General features: G+C 72.3%; 11 protein-coding genes. 6 read left to right on the forward strand and 5 right to left on the reverse strand.

Annotated elements, in window-relative coordinates; all coding sequences use genetic code 11:
* Positions 1-126: 126 nt before the first annotated feature.
* The 5 genes from NOO62_RS33620 to NOO62_RS33640 all read left to right on the forward strand — a co-directional run bounded on the left by NOO62_RS33620 (position 127) and on the right by NOO62_RS33640 (position 8,544).
* Positions 127-963, forward strand: a complete 837-nt coding sequence (locus NOO62_RS33620; protein WP_268774562.1) for a class I SAM-dependent methyltransferase — start codon at positions 127-129, stop codon at positions 961-963.
* 149 nt (positions 964-1,112) lie between these two features.
* A complete protein-coding gene (locus NOO62_RS33625) occupies positions 1,113-1,511 on the forward strand; it encodes a CU044_2847 family protein (RefSeq protein WP_268774563.1) in 399 nt (132 codons plus the stop codon).
* Between the two features lie 8 nt (positions 1,512-1,519).
* Positions 1,520-3,337 (forward strand): trypsin-like peptidase domain-containing protein, encoded by a 1,818-nt coding sequence (locus NOO62_RS33630; RefSeq protein WP_268774564.1) that lies wholly within the window; start codon positions 1,520-1,522, stop codon positions 3,335-3,337.
* Between the two features lies 1 nt (position 3,338).
* Entirely contained in the window at positions 3,339-4,385 is a 1,047-nt protein-coding gene (locus NOO62_RS33635; protein ID WP_268774565.1) for an AAA family ATPase, read from the forward strand.
* Positions 4,375-8,544 (forward strand): SAV_2336 N-terminal domain-related protein, encoded by a 4,170-nt coding sequence (locus NOO62_RS33640; protein ID WP_268774566.1) that lies wholly within the window; start codon positions 4,375-4,377, stop codon positions 8,542-8,544. Before NOO62_RS33635 ends, NOO62_RS33640 begins: the two co-directional genes overlap by 11 nt.
* Positions 8,545-8,564: 20 nt before the next feature.
* Here the strand turns inward: NOO62_RS33640 and NOO62_RS33645 are convergent, their stop codons facing one another.
* From NOO62_RS33645 to NOO62_RS33665, 5 genes are all read right to left on the reverse strand, one after another.
* The gene (locus tag NOO62_RS33645) at positions 8,565-9,356 is read right to left on the reverse strand and encodes an aldo/keto reductase (RefSeq protein WP_398971601.1); all 792 of its coding nucleotides are present in this window, start codon (positions 9,354-9,356) and stop codon (positions 8,565-8,567) included.
* 134 nt (positions 9,357-9,490) lie between these two features.
* The gene (locus NOO62_RS33650) at positions 9,491-10,273 is read right to left on the reverse strand and encodes an ABC transporter ATP-binding protein (protein WP_268774569.1); all 783 of its coding nucleotides are present in this window, start codon (positions 10,271-10,273) and stop codon (positions 9,491-9,493) included.
* On the reverse strand, positions 10,270-13,032 hold the full coding sequence (locus tag NOO62_RS33655; protein ID WP_268774570.1) for an ABC transporter permease subunit: 2,763 nt from the start codon (positions 13,030-13,032) through the stop codon (positions 10,270-10,272). Before NOO62_RS33655 ends, NOO62_RS33650 begins: the two co-directional genes overlap by 4 nt.
* Positions 13,033-13,044: 12 nt before the next feature.
* Positions 13,045-14,307, reverse strand: a complete 1,263-nt coding sequence (locus NOO62_RS33660; protein WP_268774571.1) for an ABC transporter substrate-binding protein — start codon at positions 14,305-14,307, stop codon at positions 13,045-13,047.
* Positions 14,308-14,420: 113 nt separating this feature from the next.
* On the reverse strand, positions 14,421-16,244 hold the full coding sequence (locus NOO62_RS33665) for an AMP-dependent synthetase/ligase (RefSeq protein ID WP_268774572.1): 1,824 nt from the start codon (positions 16,242-16,244) through the stop codon (positions 14,421-14,423).
* A gap of 393 nt (positions 16,245-16,637) precedes the next feature.
* Here NOO62_RS33665 and NOO62_RS33670 point away from each other — a divergent pair, with 393 nt between their 5' ends.
* Positions 16,638-17,318 (forward strand): alpha/beta hydrolase, encoded by a 681-nt coding sequence (locus NOO62_RS33670; RefSeq protein ID WP_268774573.1) that lies wholly within the window; start codon positions 16,638-16,640, stop codon positions 17,316-17,318.
* Positions 17,319-17,341 lie beyond the last annotated feature (23 nt).

Below are 17,341 nucleotides of genomic sequence, written 5' to 3' on the forward strand. Positions count from 1 at the left end.
CAGTCTGGTCCTGTTCACACACGATGGCGGACCGGAAGGCGGCACAGGGTTATGGGGCAGCAGGGGCAGGGGCAGGGGCAGGGCCACGGTCATGGTCACGGGCACGGTCACAGCCACGACGGTGACATGGACTGGTCCGCCATGGGCGAGATGCTGGAGCGCTACGCCCGCGTCGCCGCGCCGATGTACGGCGAGGTGGCCGACTGGCTCCGCCACTGGGTCCCGGAACCCGGCGTCGTCGTCGACGTCGGCAGCGGCCCCGGAGCCGTCTCGTTCTCGCTGGCCGGATCGTTCCCCGAGGCGCGGATCGTCGCGGCGGACCCCGAGCAGGCGCTCCTGGAGCGCGCCCGCGAGCGGGCCGCGCACGAAGGCCTGACCGACCGCTTCGGTACCGTGCGCGCCGCGCTGCCCGACGACATCGACGACGTGCCAGAGGCGGACCTGCTGTGGCTGTGCAGGTCCCTGCACCACGTCGGTGACCAGGGTGCCGCGCTCTCCGCCCTCGCCGGCCGGCTGGCCCCCGGCGGCGCCATCGCCCTCCTGGAAGGCGGCCTGACCGCCCGCTACCTGCCCCGCGACATCGGCTTCGGCCGCCCCGCCCTGCTGTCCCGCCTGGAAGCGGCCGACGAGGAGTGGTTCGCGGGGATGCGCGAGGGGCTCGACGGCTCGAAGGGCACGACGGAGGACTGGCCTGCCCTCCTCACCGCCGCGGGCCTGCGTCACGTGGCCACCCGCAGCTTCCTCCTCGACCTGCCGGCGCCCCTGTCGGACGACGCCCGCGCCCACGTGGTCACGGAGTTCTCCCGCCGCCGCGACATGCAGGCCGAGCGCCTCGCCCCGGACGACGCCGCCACCTTCGACCGGCTCCTGGACCCGTCCGACCCGCAGAGTCTGCACCAGCGCCCTGACGTGTTCGTACTGACGGCGCAGACGGTGTACGTGGCGGTGAAGGACGACGCGTAAGCGGTACGGCGCGGTACGGGGTACGGGGTACGGGGTACGGGGTACGGGTGACGTTCCGTCAAAACGCCTGATGCTGCGGCGGGTTGCCGTACGTTCGGAGGAGCGCCGGGCCGCCGGGTCCGGCCTGTCGGCCGAGCGAGGGGACGTCTGTGAACGAACTGGTGCGGTGGGAGTCCGACGAGGGGCCCGTCGTGGTGGAGGTGGACTCCCGGGACCCCGGGTTCCGGTCGGTGTCGCGTCGCGGTGAGTCCGGCGGGATCCACGAGGTCGAGGGCCGCTTCGAGTCGGCCCTCACCAACGTGCGCGGCGCCGCGATGTCCGCGCTGCGGACCTTCCGTGACCGGGCACTCGACCCCGACGCGATCGAGCTGGAGTTCGGCGTCAAGCTCAGCGCGGAGGCGGGGGCGGTGATCGCCAAGACGGCGACGGAGGGACATCTGACCGTCAAGCTGACGTGGTCGCGGCGGGTCCCGGACGGTCGGGCGGAGCGCGGGGACGCAGAGGGAGCCCGTCAGGTGGGTGCCCAGCGGGACGCACCGAGCGAATAATGGCGGACATGCACTGGCGTGCGCGTATCGACACGAGCGACGGCGCCGTTCGGGGAGCGGGTGTCCTGATCGATCGCGCACGCCTGATCACCTGCGCGCATGTCGTCGAGGACCTGGCCGAGGTCACCGTGACGCTGCCGGGCGTCGCGTACGACCTGCCCGCCACCGTGCGGCGTATCACCGGGTGGCAGCGCCCCGGCGACCGCGGCGATCTGGCCGTCGTCGAGCTCGCCGAACCGCTGCGCGTGCCGCCGTGCGTGTTCGCCCCGCTCGACGCGCTGCGGTCACGCAAGGGACGTATCGCCCACGAACTGCGTGCCCAGGGCTTCCCCGCCCATTACGACAAGGAGGGCACGCACGTCACGCTGCACACCAGCGCGGACCGGATGCTCGGCCAGGAATGGCTGGAGGTCGACGTCCGGCACGCCCATCTGCGGCGGCTCGACGAAGGATTCAGCGGCGCGGCGGTCTACGACCCGGCGAGCGGCCTCGTCGTCGGCATCATCACCGACGCGGATCTGGGCGGCGAGGAGGAGGGCGTCATCGGAAAGATGCTGCCGCTCGACACCATCCGCGGCCACTGGGAGGAGATCGACGACCTCCTGCCCCTGGACTGGCTCGAGCCCGCCGCGCGCCGCGAACTGCGCACGCTGGTCGTGGGGGCGCCCCTCGACCAGTCCGGGCTGCAGCTGATGGTCCGGCAGGTCTGCCCCACCCTGCGCAGGGACCCGCCGCTCTTCCGTTCCGTATGGCACGCCGTGCGGTACACCGCCGAAGTCGTCGTGGGCGGCAAGGAAGAGCGCGAAAGGGCGGTGGCGCGGCTGCTGCGCATGCTGATCGGGTCCAGCACGGTGAGCGCGGACACCGGCGCCCTGATGATGCGGTGCGGGCTGCAGAAGTACGACGACGCGGCGGCCGCTCGCGCGGTCGTGGGGCCGCTCGCCGCGCCCACCGGGTCGATCGTGGTCCGGGCGGAGCCGATGACCCGGGGTGCGGGCTTCGACCTGTACGTGCGGACGGTGATCGGAGGCGTCGAGGTCGGCCGTGCCGGGCCGGTCAGGGTCCGCCGCCAGCAGCTGCGGGCCAAGGCCGAGGCGCTGCTCGCCGGGCAGGTCGGCAAGGTGCACGGGTGTGACTGGATGCTGGAGTTCGTGGTGCCGCAGCGGCTGATGAACGAACCCTTCGACGAGTGGGAGATCGACGAACCGGGCGCGGAGCGGCCCTGGCCCATGCGTACGGTGCCCGTCGTCGTCCGCGACCTGAACCGCCTGAAGCCGGTGCGCGCCTCGGACCGGGCCGGGCGCCGCTGGGAGACGGTGCGGGGCCGCGGCGAGACCCGCCCCCAGCGGGTGGAGTGCGGACTTCCCTACGACTTCTACGAGTTCCGCGACTGGCTGGACGCCGACGACCAGCTGTGCGCGCTCGCGTACGCCGCGACCCCGGCCCGGGACTGGCTGGAGGCGGCCCTCGACACCGGCGTGCCGATCATGCTGTGGCGACGGCACGACTGTGGAACCGCTGGGCACGCCCACTGCTCGCCCGAGAAGTTCCTCGACCGGATCACGGACGCGGTGGACACGCTCGACCCCGCCCGGCTGCCGTCCGAGGTCATGCGGCTGCGCAGGGAGGCCCGCTCCCCGGTCAGGAGGGACGCCGAGCACTGCGGGCACCGGCTGACCCTGTTCTGGGACAGCGGGCAGGGCGCGGCGGACCCGCCGCTGTCGGCGCCGGGTGCGGGTGTTTCGGGGACCACCGGTGCAGGGGCTGCGGGTGCCGAGGGTGCCGCGGGTCCTGCGGTGGGTGTACGGGGCACGGGGAGGGGCTGAGATGGCGGCAACCGGCACCTGGCAGATCTTCCGGGGCAACCGCGTCCCGCACGACGGCATCGACCGGCTCCCCGCACCGCCGCCGTGGCGCACCTTCACCGGCGGCCCACCGCTGCCGACCCCGCCCTCGGACTCCGGCAACCCGCACGCGGCCGTCTGCTACCGCCCGAGTGAGGACGCCGTCCGTCAGGTCAACGCCGCGCTGTACCTGCGCAGGCCGCTCCTGGTCACCGGCGCCCCCGGCACCGGCAAGTCCTCCCTCGCGTATGCCGTGGCGCACGAGCTGGGACTTGGCAAGGTCCTGCACTGGCCGATCACCAGCCGCGTCACGCTCCGCGACGGCCTGTACGAGTACGACCCGCTGACCCGTCTGTACGGCGCCGGACGCCCGCGCCGGCATGGAGCGGCCGACGAGGGAGCCGTCGTCGACGACATCGGCGACTATCTGCGCCTCGGCCCCCTCGGAACGGCCCTGCTGCCGTTCGCGCGCCCCCGCGTCCTCCTCGTCGACGAGATCGACAAGAGCGACATCGACCTGCCCAACGATCTCCTGACGGTCTTCGAGAAGGGCTCGTACGACGTCGTCGAACTGACCCGGCGTGCGGACCCCACCGCGAAGGTGATGACGCGCGACAGCACCACCGACCGCGTGGAGATCCGCGACGGCACCGTCACCTGCCGCGCCTTCCCGCTCGTCGTCATGACGAGCAACGGCGAGCGCGAGTTCCCGCCCGCCTTCCTGCGGCGCTGCGTCACGGTCAACCTGAAGCAGCCCGCGAGCGTCGCGGAGCTGGCCGCGATCGTCAAGGAACACCTCGGCCCGGTCGTCGGCGACGAGGACGGGGAACTCCCCGCCGCCACACGCGAGATCATCGACCGCTTCTTCGAGCGACGCGGCGGCGGACTGCTCGCCAACGACCAGCTGCTGAACGCCATCTACATGTGCCACCACGCGGCGCTCAGCGAACGTCCCGAGACCGTCCGGGAGTTGGCGGACCAGGTGATGCCTTTCCTGAGCGGCGAGGCGACCGGATCCGATGACGATTGACCGCCTCCGGGACACGCTCGACGCGCTGGGGCCACCGGTCACTCCGCTGGAGCTCGCGGAGATGCTGTGGCTGGCGGAGCGGCTGCCCTTCGAGGGCCCGGCGGGGGAGGGCGTACCAGGTGTCTCCGGGGGCCGGAACGCCAGGAACGTGGAGGGCGTGCTCGAAAGGGCCGGGCTCCCACCGTCGACGCGGGTGCCGGGGGAACGGGGCGGCGCGGAGGATGGGGCTCCGGCCTCGGACGGAACGGCGTCCGACGCTTCGGCGTCCGACGGTAGAGCTACCGGGGATACGGCTTCCGGTGATGTCGCTCCCGGCGGTGCGGAGGGCGGCCCGGACCTGACCGACGACCCGCATCGGTCCACCCTGCACGTCCCGCGCGGCTCCCCGCAGTCCGGCACCGACGCCGACGAAGTCCTCGTCCCCGCCCCGCAGGCCCTGCACCACGAACTGGCGATCCAGCGCGCCCTGCGCCCGCTGAAACAGCGCGTCCCCGACCGGCGCCGCCGCGTCCTCGACGAAGAGGCGACGGCCGCCCGCGCCGCCCGCCGCCCCGGCCTGCGCCTCTGGGCCCCCGTCATGGTCCCCGTCACCGACCGCCTCCTGAGTCTCGTCCTGGTCGCCGACACGGGACCGGCGATGGCAGTGTGGCGGCCCCTCGTCCGTGAACTGGGCGAGGCCCTGCAGCGCACCGGGGCGTTCCGCGACGTGCGGCTCTGGTACCTGGCGGACCTGGGCTCGCGCGTCGGCGTCCGCTCGTCACCGACCGGCCCCGCGATGGACCCCACGGCGCTGGTCGACCCCACGGGCCGCCAGATCACCCTCCTCCTCAGCGACTGCTCGGGCCCGCACTGGTGGCGTGGTCACGCCGCCCCTGCCCTGCACGCATGGGCGAGACGAGGCCCCACCGCGATCCTCCAGCCGCTCCCCGAACGTCTCTGGCGCCGCACCGCCGCACCCGTCACCCCCGGCAGGGCGATCGCCTCCCGCGCGAGCGCCCCCAACACCGCACTGCGCTTCACCCCGCACGACGGCCGCGCCGAAGTCCCCTCGACCGACGCGCTGCCCGTGCCGGTCCTCGAACTGGCCCCCGAGTGGCTGGCGGACTGGGCGGGCCTGGTCACCGCGTCGGGCGACCGGCGCAGGGACACGGCCGTCACGTACGTGGGCGCCGCCCCGGCAGCGAACCTCCGGCCCCTCACCGCGGAAGTCGACCTGCCGATCACCGACCGGATCCTCCGCTTCCAGTCGGTGGCGTCCCCCACGGCGGTGGACCTCGCGGCCCATGTCGCGCTGGCGGTGCCCGCACTGCCGGTGATGCGACTGATCCAACAGCGCGTCACCCCCGGCTCGCGCCCCAGCGACCTGGCGGAGGTGCTGCTCAGCGGACTTCTGGAGCCGGTCGACGGGCAGGGCGGCCTGTACGACTTCGTGCCCGGCGCACGTCGTGCCCTCCTCCAGACGCTGCCCCGCACCGAGTCGCTGGAGGTCGCCGAGCTGCTGACCGGGCTCGGCGCGGAGATCGAGGCCAGGGCGGGCTCGGCGAGCCGGGCGTTCCGTGCGGTCGCGCGGGTGACGGAGGGGGCGGGGAGCCGCGGTCTGGGCACGCCGGGGCAGCCATTCGCGCTGGTCAGCGAAGAGGCGCTGGGGGTGTTGCGGGGGCGGGAGCAGGGGCAAGGGCAGGGACAGGGACAGGTGCAGGGGGCGGACGAGGGGGAGCCGGATTCCTCGGCGTCCCCAGCGTCCCCAGTTTTCCCGGTGTCCTCCATGCCACCCGCGTCCTGCACGCCCACCGCGTCGGCGCTCGACGGGCCCGGCCTCCCCGTGTTCGTACCGGCGCAGGAGACGTTCGTCGGCCGTGAACGCGAACTCGGCCGTCTGGACCGGGTGTTCGAGCTCGTGCGGCTGGGCCCCGTGCCGCAGGCGGTCGTCGTGCACGGCATCGCGGGGGTCGGGAAGACCGCCCTCGCGGCGGAGTGGGCGACGCGGAAGGCACGGGACCACGCGCCGGTGTGGTGGGTGAAGGCGGACTCGCCCGCCTCGATCGTCAGTGGGCTCTCGGAGCTCACCCGTGTCCTGCGACCCGTGGTGCCGGAGTTCTTCGAGGGGGAGGGGCGCTGGGAGTGGGTCCTTCAGTGGCTGAGCTCGCACGACGGCTGGGTGCTTGTCCTCGACGACGTGCGCAACCCTGGCAATGTCCGCGTTCTCCTGTCCCGGATCGGTACGGGCGGCCAGGTCCTGCTGACCAGTCGGCTGGCGCTCGGCTGGGACGGCATCGCGGTGCCGACCGAGCTCGACGTGCCGGAACTGGACGAGGTCGTCGACATGTTCACGCGGTACGCGGGCCGGGAGGTGGAAGGCGCGGAGGCGCTCTGCGTCGACCTGCGCAGACTGCCGGTGGCCGTGACGCGGGCGGGCGAGCTTGTCGGTGAGTCGTGGTGGCCGGTCCACGAGTACCGGACCGCCGCGGCGGAGTACGTGATGGGCGAGGCGCCCCACGCGTCGGAGAGCGAGGCGTCCCCCGTACGTGGGGTGTCGCCCCTGCGCGGCACGTTGTGGCAGGTGCTGCGCGCCGCCGATGACGCCGTTCCGGAAGAGCTCCTGCTGACGCTGGCCTGGTTCGGTGCGCCCCCTGTGCCCCGTGCCGTGGTGTCGGGGATCGATACGCCCTCCGCGGTGGCACGCGCCCTGGAGTTCCTGACTGAGCACGGGCTCGTACGGACGCACGACGACACGGTGCTCCTGCACCCCGTACTCGCCGCACTCGCCCGGGTCGCCGATCCGAACGACCCTCACCGGGGCCGTGAGGTCATCGACACGGCCCGGCGGCGGGCCCTCACCTGTCTCGCGGGCGCGCTGCCCGATGACCCGGACGACCCCGAGACCTGGCCTTCCTGGTGGCAGCTCGTCCCGCACGTGGAGGCGCTGGCCGAGCGCCTCCCGGCACGCGACGACACCGACGCGTTCGCCCACATGCTCACCGCGTACGCGCGTTTCGTCGTCGGCCAGGGGCAGTCGAGCCGGGGAGCCGTCGCCCTGGAGCGCGCGCTGACCGCCCGTACCCGCATGTCCGGCGCGGACGCGTTCCAGACGCTGGCTACGGCGAGACTGCTCGCGGCCGCGCTCCTCGCGGCGGGTGACCTGAACCAGTCGATCGCGCTGTACAAGGAGACCCTCGCCCGGCTGAGCCGGGCGCTCGGCGCGGACGACCCGGACGTACTGGAACTGCGCGCCGAGCTGGCCGGTGCGTACCAGTCCGCGGGCGTCACCTCACGCGCGTACCGCGAGCTGGAGGCGGTCTGCTCCCGCGCGGCGCGCAGCCTGGGTGAGCAGCATCCGAGGACCCTGCCCCTGCGCGCCAGGCTGGCGGGCGCCTATCTGGCGGCGGAGCGCTGGGACCTCGCTGTCGAGACCTATGTGGACACACTGACGGCCTGCCGGGCGGTCTGGGGAGACGCGTCCCCGGACACCCTCGCCGTGCGGAGCGGGCTGGCGCTCGCGTACGAGGCCGTGGGTCGGCAGGAGGAGGCCGTCGCCGAACTGGAGCAGGCGGTGGACGGCTTCGACACGGTTCTCGGCGCTGCGCACCCCGCCACGGTCCGCGCCCGGTCCGACCTCGCCACGCGCTACTGGAGCACGGGTATGACGGAACAGGCGATCGAGCAGTACGGGACCGCGCTGAGCAGCGGCAGCGAAAAACTGGGAAACACCCACCCCGAGATCATGGCGGTGCGGGGGCGGCTCGGCCGGGTGTGGCTCGCGGACGGCAGCACAGCAGCGGCCGTACCGATTCTGGAGCGGTGCCTGAGCGACCGGGACGCGGTGAGCGGACACGACCACCCCGACACTCTCGCGGTCGCCGAGACCCTGGTGGCGGCCTACGACCTGCAACGGGCGCCGGACAAGGCGGGCCCGCTCCACGAGCGGCTCGCCCGGACGTACGTCGCGGCCCGCCGGTACGAGCGAGCCGTGGAGGCATTCGGCGAGGCCGCCCGTGCGCTGGAGGAGCAAGGGCACGTCACGGAGGCGGTGACCCTCCTCCAGGACGCTCTGAACACCCTCTCGCCGACGCCGGGCATGCACAGCCGCGAACTCCACCCGCTCAGAAACCAGTTGGACCGTCTCCGCCACCCCGGAACGGGTGGCGGAGACGGTCCGTAGGCTGCTCCGCGAAGCGGTGCTCAGGCGACGTCGAACGTCGCCGGGTCCGGGCCGAGGCGGCGGTCCTCGTTCAGCGCCGAGATCGCCGCCATGTCCTCGGGGTCGAGTTCAAAGCCGAAGACGTCGATGTTCTCCGCGATCCGCGACGGCGTCACGGACTTCGGGATCACGACGTTGCCCAGCTGGATGTGCCAGCGCAGCACGACCTGCGCGGGGGTGCGCCCGTGCTTCTGGGCGATGGCGATGATCGCGGGGACATCGAGGAGGCCCTTGCCGGAGCCGAGCGGCGACCACGCCTCCGTGGCGATGCCCTGCTCCGCGTGGAACTCGCGCAAGGCGTGCTGCTGCAGATGGGGGTGCAGCTCGATCTGGTTGACGGCCGGGATGATCGACGTCTCGCCGAGCAGCCGCTCCAGGTGGTCGGGGAGGAAGTTCGAGACGCCGATGGACTTGGCGCGGCCGTCGGCGTGGATCTTCTCGAAGGCCTTGTACGTGTCGACGTACGCATCCTTGGAAGGCAGGGGCCAGTGGATCAGGTACAGGTCCACGTAGTCGAGGCCGAGCTTCTCCAGCGAGGTGTCGAAGGCGCGCAGGGTTGCGTCGTAGCCCTGGTCGCTGTTCCAGAGCTTCGTCGTGACGAAGAGGTCCTCACGGGCGACGCCGGAAGCGGCGATCGCCTTGCCCGTGCCTTCCTCGTTGCCGTAGATGGCTGCGGTGTCGATGCTGCGGTACCCGGCCTCCAGCGCCGTGGCGACGGCCTTCGCGGCCTCGTCGTCCGGAACCTGCCAGACGCCGAAGCCCAGCTGGGGCATCTCGACGCCGTTGTTGAGGGTGATCGGGGGAACCTTGCTCACGAGCTCTCGATCCTTAAGTCGTCGGGTGTCTGTGCCCATGGTCAACGATCAGCGGCCGTGCCGCATTCCTGAATGGCCGGAGATCATGATCGCTACGAGCGAGGGGCGCCGAGGTAGGCGTCCCGCACCTTCGGGTCCGCGCGTACCTCCGCCGGTGTCCCGTGGGCCAGGACCCGGCCGAGGTCGAGGACGACGACACGGGCGCAGAGCTCCATCACGAAGGCGACGTCGTGCTCGACGAGGAGCACCGCGCAGCCCTCGTCGTCCGCGAGGTGCCGGACGACGGCCGACAGCTGCCGGCGTTCGTCGGCCGTCATCCCGGAGGCGGGCTCGTCCAGGAGCAGGACCGCGGGCGGGTCCGCGACGGCGCGTGCCAGCTCCACCATGCGGGCCTGCCCGACCGGCAGCGCGCCCGCGTACTGCCCGGCGAGCGCGTCGAGGCCGCACGAACGCAGCACCGCCGCGGCCCGTGCGCGCCGTCCCGCCTCGTGCGCGCGCCGGGTCGGTGCGGCCAGCAGGTCCGCGGCGAAACCGCCGCCACCGCCCCGCCACTCCTGGGCGACGACGAGGTTGTCGGCGACGGTGAGCTGACCGAAGAGCTGCTGCCGCTGGAACGTGCGCCGCATCCCGTGCCGGGCGCGCCACACGGGGGAGCGGCGCGTGACGTCCCGCCCGTCGAGCAGTACCCGGCCCCGGTCGGGGCCGCGGATGCCGGACAGTACGTCGAACAGTGTGGTCTTGCCCGCACCGTTGGGGCCGATGAGTCCGCAGACCTCGCCCCGCCGGACGCCGAGCCCCACCCCGTCGAGGGCCCGGACGCCGCCGAAGCGTACGCCGATGCCCTCGGCCTCCAGGACGTGTTCCCGCTCCCTCATGGCCGCGTCACGCTCCTCGACGTCTGTCGTCCGCCGTTCGCCGCCGTGCCCAGGTACGCCTCCGCGAGCCGGTCCGCCCGTACCTCGGAGCGCGGCCCGCACCAGGAGACGCGGCCCTGGGCGAGGTACGCGACCGTGTCCGCGACCCCGAGGATCTCGGCGGCCTTCTCCTCGACGAGCAGCAGCCCGGCGCCCGCGTCGCGGAGTTCGACCAGGAGCCGGAACACGTCGTCGACGATGCGCGGCGCGAGGCCGAGGGACGGCTCGTCCGCGATCAGGACCTTCGGTGGGCGCTGCAACAGAGGTGCGAGCGCGAGCAGTTGCTGCTCACCACCGGAGAGGGAGCCCGCGGGAACCCTGCGCCGTGCCGCGAGTCCCGCGAACCGCTCGTACACGGCGTCGCGCTCGTCCCGCCCCCGCAGGTACAGGGCGAGGTTCTCGTCGATCGTGAGCGAGGGGAAGATCCCGCGCCCCTCGGGAGCGAGGACGACACCGCCACGTGAGCGGCGGGCGGCACCTTCGCGGGTGGCGTCGCGCCCGGCGACGTGCACCTGCCCCTGCGTGGGTGACAGGAGCCCCGCCGCGGTGAGACAGACGGTCGACTTCCCGGCACCGTTGGGTCCGAGCAGGGCGACGATCTCCCCGGCGTGTACGGCGAGGTCCACACCGTGCAGCACGGGGGCGCCGTCGTAGCCGGCGTGGAGGTGGTGGAGGGCGAGGGCGGGCGGGACGGCAGGGGCGGCAGAGGAGTGGCTGTGCGGTACGGCAGACTGCGGCGACTGCGGCGACTGCACCGGGACGTTTCCGGCCGTCGAAGGTACCGGCCCCGCCGCCGCCCGCGCCCTTCGCTTCCTCCCTCGCCTCCGATGCATCCGCACCGACACCGCCGCGCAGTACCCGTCCGGATCGTTCGCCAGCGCCAGCCCCGCGAGGCCGAAGAGGATCACCGGGAGGTGTACGGAGTCGGTGACGTGGTCCGCGACCAGGTGCGGCACGATCGCGAAGACCAGGCCCGCCACCACCGCGAACTGCGGCCTCCGTACGCCCGCCGCGACCGCCACCGCCAGCCAGATCAACCCCGTCATCGCGGTGAAGTCCGTCGCGGTGATACGGGTGTTGAAGGACGCGTACATCACGCCGCCGAACCCCGCGAGCCCCGCCGAGAGCGTGAACAGCAGGAGCTTCGTGCGGACCACCGAGACGCCGGACGCCATGGCCGCCGCGGGAGCGGACCGTACCGCCAGCATGGCCCGTCCCGAAGCGGAGTTGCGCAACGCGCCGAGTGAGGCCACGGCCGCCGTGACGAGGACGACCATCGCGACGCCCATCGCCCGGTCGTCCGAGAGGTCGACGGGGCCGAGGACCGGGCGGGGGATTTCCCAGCCGGTGTCGCCGTTGCGCAACCACCCCAGCTGGAAGAGGACTTGGTCGGCCAGGAAGGCGAGTGCCAGCGTGGCGAGGGCCAGGGAGCGGCCGCCGAGCCGCAGCGCGGGCAGCGCCACGAGCGCGCCGAGTGCCGCCGCCGCGCACGTGCCCACCAGCGCCGCCCCCGCGAACGGCCACCCGTGGCTCATCAGGAGCCCGGCCACCAGCGCCGCGCCCGTCACGAACGTGGCCTGCGCGAGGGACACCATCGCGCCGAGCCCCGTCACCACGGTGAAGGAGATGAAGACCAGCGAGATCGCGAGCCCCTGCGCGAGGAGGCCGCTCCAGAACGGTGTGGTGACCGTGTAGAAGGAGAGGGCGAGGGCGAGTGCGGCTGCTGCCCAGGGGCCCCAGCGGCGTAGCCACGAACGTCCCGCGAGGTAGTCGACGGGCGGCGCGTCCACTACCGCCGTGCCCGCCGTCCGCTGCCGCCGTGTGAGCAGCAGCAGCCCGGCGAACAGGATCAGGAAGGGCACGGCCGTACGGAAGCCGGTGATCTCCTCGGCGAAGTCGGCGTAGCCCGCGACGAGGTTCTGGAGCACGCCGAGTCCGAGTCCGCCCACGAACGCCAGGGGGATCGACAGGAAGCGGCCGAGCACGGCGGCCGTCGCGGAGACGAAGAGGAACAGGGTGAAGTCGTGGGAGGAGAGCCCGAGGAGGGGCGTCGCGAGGACGCCCGCGAGGCCCGCCAGGCCGGACGACAGCATCCAGGCCACCGACGAGAGCCGGTCCGCGCTCATTCCGCGCAGCTCCACGAGTGACCGGTTGTCGACCGCGGCGCGCAGCCTCAGACCGAGCGGCGTGTGGCGCATCAGGATCCACAGGCCGACCGCCACCACCGCGGTCGTCACCCAGGTGATGAGCTGGTCGGAGTCGATGCCGACGCCGTCCGTCAGCTGCCAGCCGCGGGCCGGGCTCGGCCCGACGCCCGGCAGCCCGAACTGGTTCTCCGCGGGTTTCACCGGCGCCCCCGCGTCCGCCAGGAGCTCCACGATCCACAGGCCGAGCGCGGGCAGCGCGACGAGCAGACCGATCGTCGCGACGATCTGCGCGGTCTCACCGACCCGCGCCAGCTTGCGGAACATCAGCCGGTCGAGGCCCCAGCCGAGGGCCGGTGCCGCCACCAGGACGAGGAGCAGCGCCGTCGGCACGGCGGGCCAGCCGAAGCCGGAGTGCAGTTCGTGGAAGGCGAGGGCGCAGAGGTAGGCGGTCGCGCCGTGGGCGAAGTTGAAGAGGCCCGAGGCGGAGTACGACAGGACGAGGCCCGTGGCGAGCAGCGCGTACAGGGCGCCCGAGACGAGGCCGCTGAGCACGAATCCGAGGAGGTCCGACATGGCGGCCCGCCCCTACTTGAAGGGGATCGGTTCGTAGCACTCGAAGGGCGACGACACCGTGTACTTCCCGTTCTCCAGCTGGACGAGCGCGCCGCAGCCGAACGACTCCTTCTGCCCCTCGCGCAGCTTGCGGTCGCCGACCATGGTGCCGGTGTCGGAGTAGTCGTCCGCCGCCTTCTGGAAGGAGTCGACGGTGAGGTCCTTGCCCGCCTTCTCGGCGATGGCGAGGAAGAGGTCGGCCGACATGTAGCCGGTCATCATGTGCATATTGAGGGGGGCCTCTTTGCCCGCCGCCCTCCTGATGTCCTTCTTGAACTGCCGCATGTCCGCGGTGTCCTGCTCGAACGGCTGGAAGGAGAGCAGTACGTGCACGCCGTCCAGCGCCTTCCTCGTGGCGCTCTTGGCGAGCAGCCCGGGGTCGTAGTCGGTGGGGTCGGTGATGACGCCCTTGAAGCCCGCGCGCTTGAGGGCCGTGAAAAGGCCGATGTTGTACGGGGTCTGCATGACGGAGACGACGGCGTCCGGCGCCCTGCCGCCGTCGGAGCGCAGGATCTCCTTCGTGTACGCCGACCAGTCGCTCGGCACGGAGGTGGCGGGGACGGTCGACTTGGCGTGCGTCACCTCGAAACCGGCGGCCGCGAAGGACTGCTTGTAGGTGCGGATGGCGAACGTGCCCGCGTCGTTGTCGTTGGCGAGGATCGCGACCGACCTGCCCTTCGCGCCGCCCATCACCCTCTTGAGCCCCTCCGGCCAGCTCTGCGTGATGGTGCCGCCGGGCATCGGCACCATGCAGCCGCCGAAGCCGTACATGTAGGCCGGGCCGCAGAAGGGCGGGATGGTGCCCCAGCCGAACGTGGGCACCTTCTGCTTCTGGAGGAAGTCCGCGCCGGAGAAGGTGACCGAGCTCATCGGGGAGATCGCGAAGACCTTCTCCCGCTGGACAAGCTTGCGTGCCGCCGCGAGGTTCTTCCCCGGGTCCTGCCCGTCGTCCTCCGCACCCAGGTAGTCGATCTTCCGGCCGTGCACACCGCCTTCGGCGTTCACGCGGTCGAAGCGGGCCTGCGCGCCCAGGTCGGTGTCCTTCTTGCTGTATCCGCTCGCGGTCGTCATGGAGACGATGCCGCCGACCTTGACGGAGTCGTCGGTCACTCCGCGCACGGAGCCGCCGCCCTTGTCGCCACCGTCCGGTTCGCCGCCGGTGGAGGCGGAGTTGCAGGCGGTGGCGAGCAGAAGGGCCGCGGCGGCGGCGGTGATGGTGCGGATCGATCGGGACACGGTCGAGCCCCCCTGAAGTCGAAGTGGGGCTGATTCTGTGGCGGACCTGATGAACCGTCAATAAGCGGCGCGGCTCTATTTGATGGGCCGTCAGAAAGTGCCATGTGCTCCGGCTAGCTGCTGTACAGCGCCTCGACCTCCGCCGAGTACACCGTCTCGATCGCCTTCCGCTTCAGCTTCAGAGACGGCGTCAGGAGGCCGTGCTCCTCGGTGAACTGGTGCGCCAGTATGCGGAACGTACGGATCGACTCGGCCTGGGAGACGAGCGTGTTGGCGGCGACGACGGCCCGCCGCACCTCGGTCTCCAGATCCGGGTCGCGCACCAGCTCGCCCGGCGGCAGCATGGGCTTGCGGCGCATGGTCAGCCAGTGCTCCACGGACTCCGCGTCCAGGGTGACGAGCGCAGCGATGTACGGGCGGTCGTTGCCGACGAGGATGCACTGGGCGACCAGCGGATGATCGCGGACCCGCTCCTCCAGCTGCGCCGGCGACACGCTCTTGCCGCCCGACGTCACCAGGATTTCCTTCTTGCGCCCGGTGATCGTCAGATAGCCGTCCTCGTCGAGCGCGCCGATGTCGCCGGTGGCGAGCCAGCCGTCGTGCAGGGTCGCGTCGGTGGCCTTCGGGTTGTTCAGATAGCCCTGGAAGACGTTGCCGCCGTTCAGCCAGATCTCGCCGTCCTCCGCGATGTGCACGGTGGTGCCGGGGATGGCCAGGCCGACCGTGCCGTAGCGGGTGCGCTCGGGCGGGTTGGCGGTCGCGGCCGCCGTCGACTCCGTGAGGCCGTACCCCTCGTAGATCGTCACACCCGCGCCCGCGAAGAACAGGCCGAGCCGCCGGTCCATGCCCGAGCCGCCCGACATCGCGTGCCGCACCCGGCCGCCCATCGCCTCCCGCACCTTCGAGAAGACGAGCTTGTCGAAGAGCTGGTGCTGCATGCGCAGCCCGGCCGAGGGCCCGGGGCCCGTGCCGAAGGCCTTGGCCTCCATCGCGTCGGCGTACCGCACCGCGCACTCCACGGCCTTGTCGAACGCGCCCGCCTTGCCGTCCCGCTCCGCCTTGCGGCGCGCCGCGTTGAAGACCTTCTCGAAGATGTACGGCACGGCCAGGATGAACGTGGGCCGGAACGCCGCCAGGTCGGGCAGGAGCGCCGCCGCGTTCAGGTTCGGCTGGTGGCCCATCTTGACCCGGCCGCGCACGGCGGCGATCTGCACCATGCGGCCGAAGACGTGCGCGAGCGGCAGGAAGAGCAGGGTGGTCGCCTCGTCGCCCCGCTTGGAGTGGAACACCGGCTCCCAGCGCCCGACCATGACGTCCGACTCGAACATAAAGTTCGCGTGGGAGATCAGACAGCCCTTGGGGCGGCCGGTGGTGCCCGACGTGTAGATGATCGTGGCGATGGAGTCGGGGGTGACGGCACGGCGGTGGCGGTGCACCACGTCGTCGTCGATGTCGCGCCCCGCCTCGGTCAGCTCGCCCACGGCGTCGGCGTCCAGCTGCCAGAGCCTGCGCAGCTGCGGCAGCCGGTCGACGACGGAGCCGATCGTCATCGCGTGGTCCTCGTGCTCGACCATCGCGGCCGACACCTGCGCGTCGTGGAGCATCCACAGGACCTGCTCGGCGGAGGAGGTCGGATAGATCGGTACGACCTGGGCGCCGATGGCCCACAGGGCGAAGTCGAAGAGCGTCCACTCGTAGCGGGTGCGGGACATGATGGCGACGCGGTCGCCGAACCGGATGCCCTGGGCGATCAGGCCCTTGGCGAGGGCCAGCACCTCGTCACGGAACTCGCCCGACGTGACGTCGTGCCACCGTCCGTCGGTCTTGCGGCCGAACGCGATGCGCAGCGGGTCCTCGAGGGCATGGTCGAACACGGCGTCGGCAAGGCCGCCCACCAGCGGCACCGACGCCATCGGAGGATTCGTGAACTCGCGCAATGATGCTCCTTGTGGCGCTCCGCACAGCGCCGTGACCGTACCCCACGGCGCGCGCGTGCGGGAGGGGGTCCAGGGGCGGTGGGCATGGAACATCGGCACTGGTCAGCCGGTCAAAATACGGCCACAAGGGGAAGGGCCGGACAACTTACTTACGCTGGAGTAAGTTTCGGTGGCGTAATCTCCACGGAATCTGTACGCGGCATGCGGGGTGTCGGCGCCGCGCACCCCATACGGGTGCTTACGGGTGCCCCTTGCGTGGAGCCGGTGGGGAACTTGTATAGGTCTCTCGACGTTGTACTTCGCATTCCCGTATGTGGGCCGGTCCGGGGTGTTTGCGGGGGTTTCGCCGCCATGACGCTGAACGAGCCGCCGTGACGCCGAAGGAGCCTCTCCGTGTCCGTATCCGCCGACCCGCCCCACTCGCCGCTGATCTTCCCCACCACCTCCACGCCCGTGCGGGCGGCCGTCCTCCTCCTCCACGGAGGCCGGGAACACGGCACGTCGACGCCCCCCGCCCTGAACCTGCCGGGCCTGCGCATGTGGCCCCTCGCCCGCGCCATCAGGAAGGCCTTCGGGGCGCGCGGCGTCGCGGTCGGACAGGTCCGCTACCGCTGCCGGGGCTGGAACGGCGAGCGGCGGGACGCCGCCCGTGACGCGAGCCGCGCGCTCGCCGACCTGGCGCCGCGCATCGGGGACGCGCCCGTCGTCCTGGTCGGCCACTCCATGGGCGCCCGCGCCGCCCTGCACGCCGCGGGCCACCCATCGGTCCGGGCCGTGGTGGGCCTGGCCCCGTGGTGCCCGCCGGGGGACCCGGTCTCCCACTTGCGGGGCCGCGGGGTGGTGCTCCTGCACGGCGACCGCGACGGGACGACCGACCCGGCGGAGTCCGGGCGGTACGTGGCACGGGCGGCGGCCGCGGGCGCGGACGCGAGCCTGGTCACGATGGCCGGCAGCGGCCACACGATGCTGCGCCACGCCGCGTCCTGGCACGCCCTCACGGCGGCGACGGTGGGCGGGTTGCTGGGGCTCGGTGCTCTGCCGGGTGAGGAGATCCGCCACCCGGGTGCCCACTAGGTGGACAGCCCCGGCGGCGGAAC

The organism is Streptomyces sp. Je 1-369, from assembly GCF_026810505.1.
In the GTDB taxonomy this organism is placed as follows: domain Bacteria; phylum Actinomycetota; class Actinomycetes; order Streptomycetales; family Streptomycetaceae; genus Streptomyces.

What these genes read in the sequence shown, in the direction of transcription:
- NOO62_RS33620 (WP_268774562.1), top strand. Translation starts at nt 127, where the DNA reads ATGGACTGGTCCGCCATGGGCGAGATGCTGGAGCGCTACGCCCGCGTC.
- NOO62_RS33630 (WP_268774564.1), top strand. Translation starts at nt 1,520, where the DNA reads ATGCACTGGCGTGCGCGTATCGACACGAGCGACGGCGCCGTTCGGGGA.
- NOO62_RS33635 (WP_268774565.1), top strand. Translation starts at nt 3,339, where the DNA reads ATGGCGGCAACCGGCACCTGGCAGATCTTCCGGGGCAACCGCGTCCCG.
- NOO62_RS33640 (WP_268774566.1), top strand. Translation starts at nt 4,375, where the DNA reads ATGACGATTGACCGCCTCCGGGACACGCTCGACGCGCTGGGGCCACCG.
- NOO62_RS33645 (WP_398971601.1), bottom strand. Translation starts at nt 9,356, where the DNA reads ATGCCCCAGCTGGGCTTCGGCGTCTGGCAGGTTCCGGACGACGAGGCC.
- NOO62_RS33650 (WP_268774569.1), bottom strand. Translation starts at nt 10,273, where the DNA reads ATGAGGGAGCGGGAACACGTCCTGGAGGCCGAGGGCATCGGCGTACGC.
- NOO62_RS33655 (WP_268774570.1), bottom strand. Translation starts at nt 13,032, where the DNA reads ATGTCGGACCTCCTCGGATTCGTGCTCAGCGGCCTCGTCTCGGGCGCC.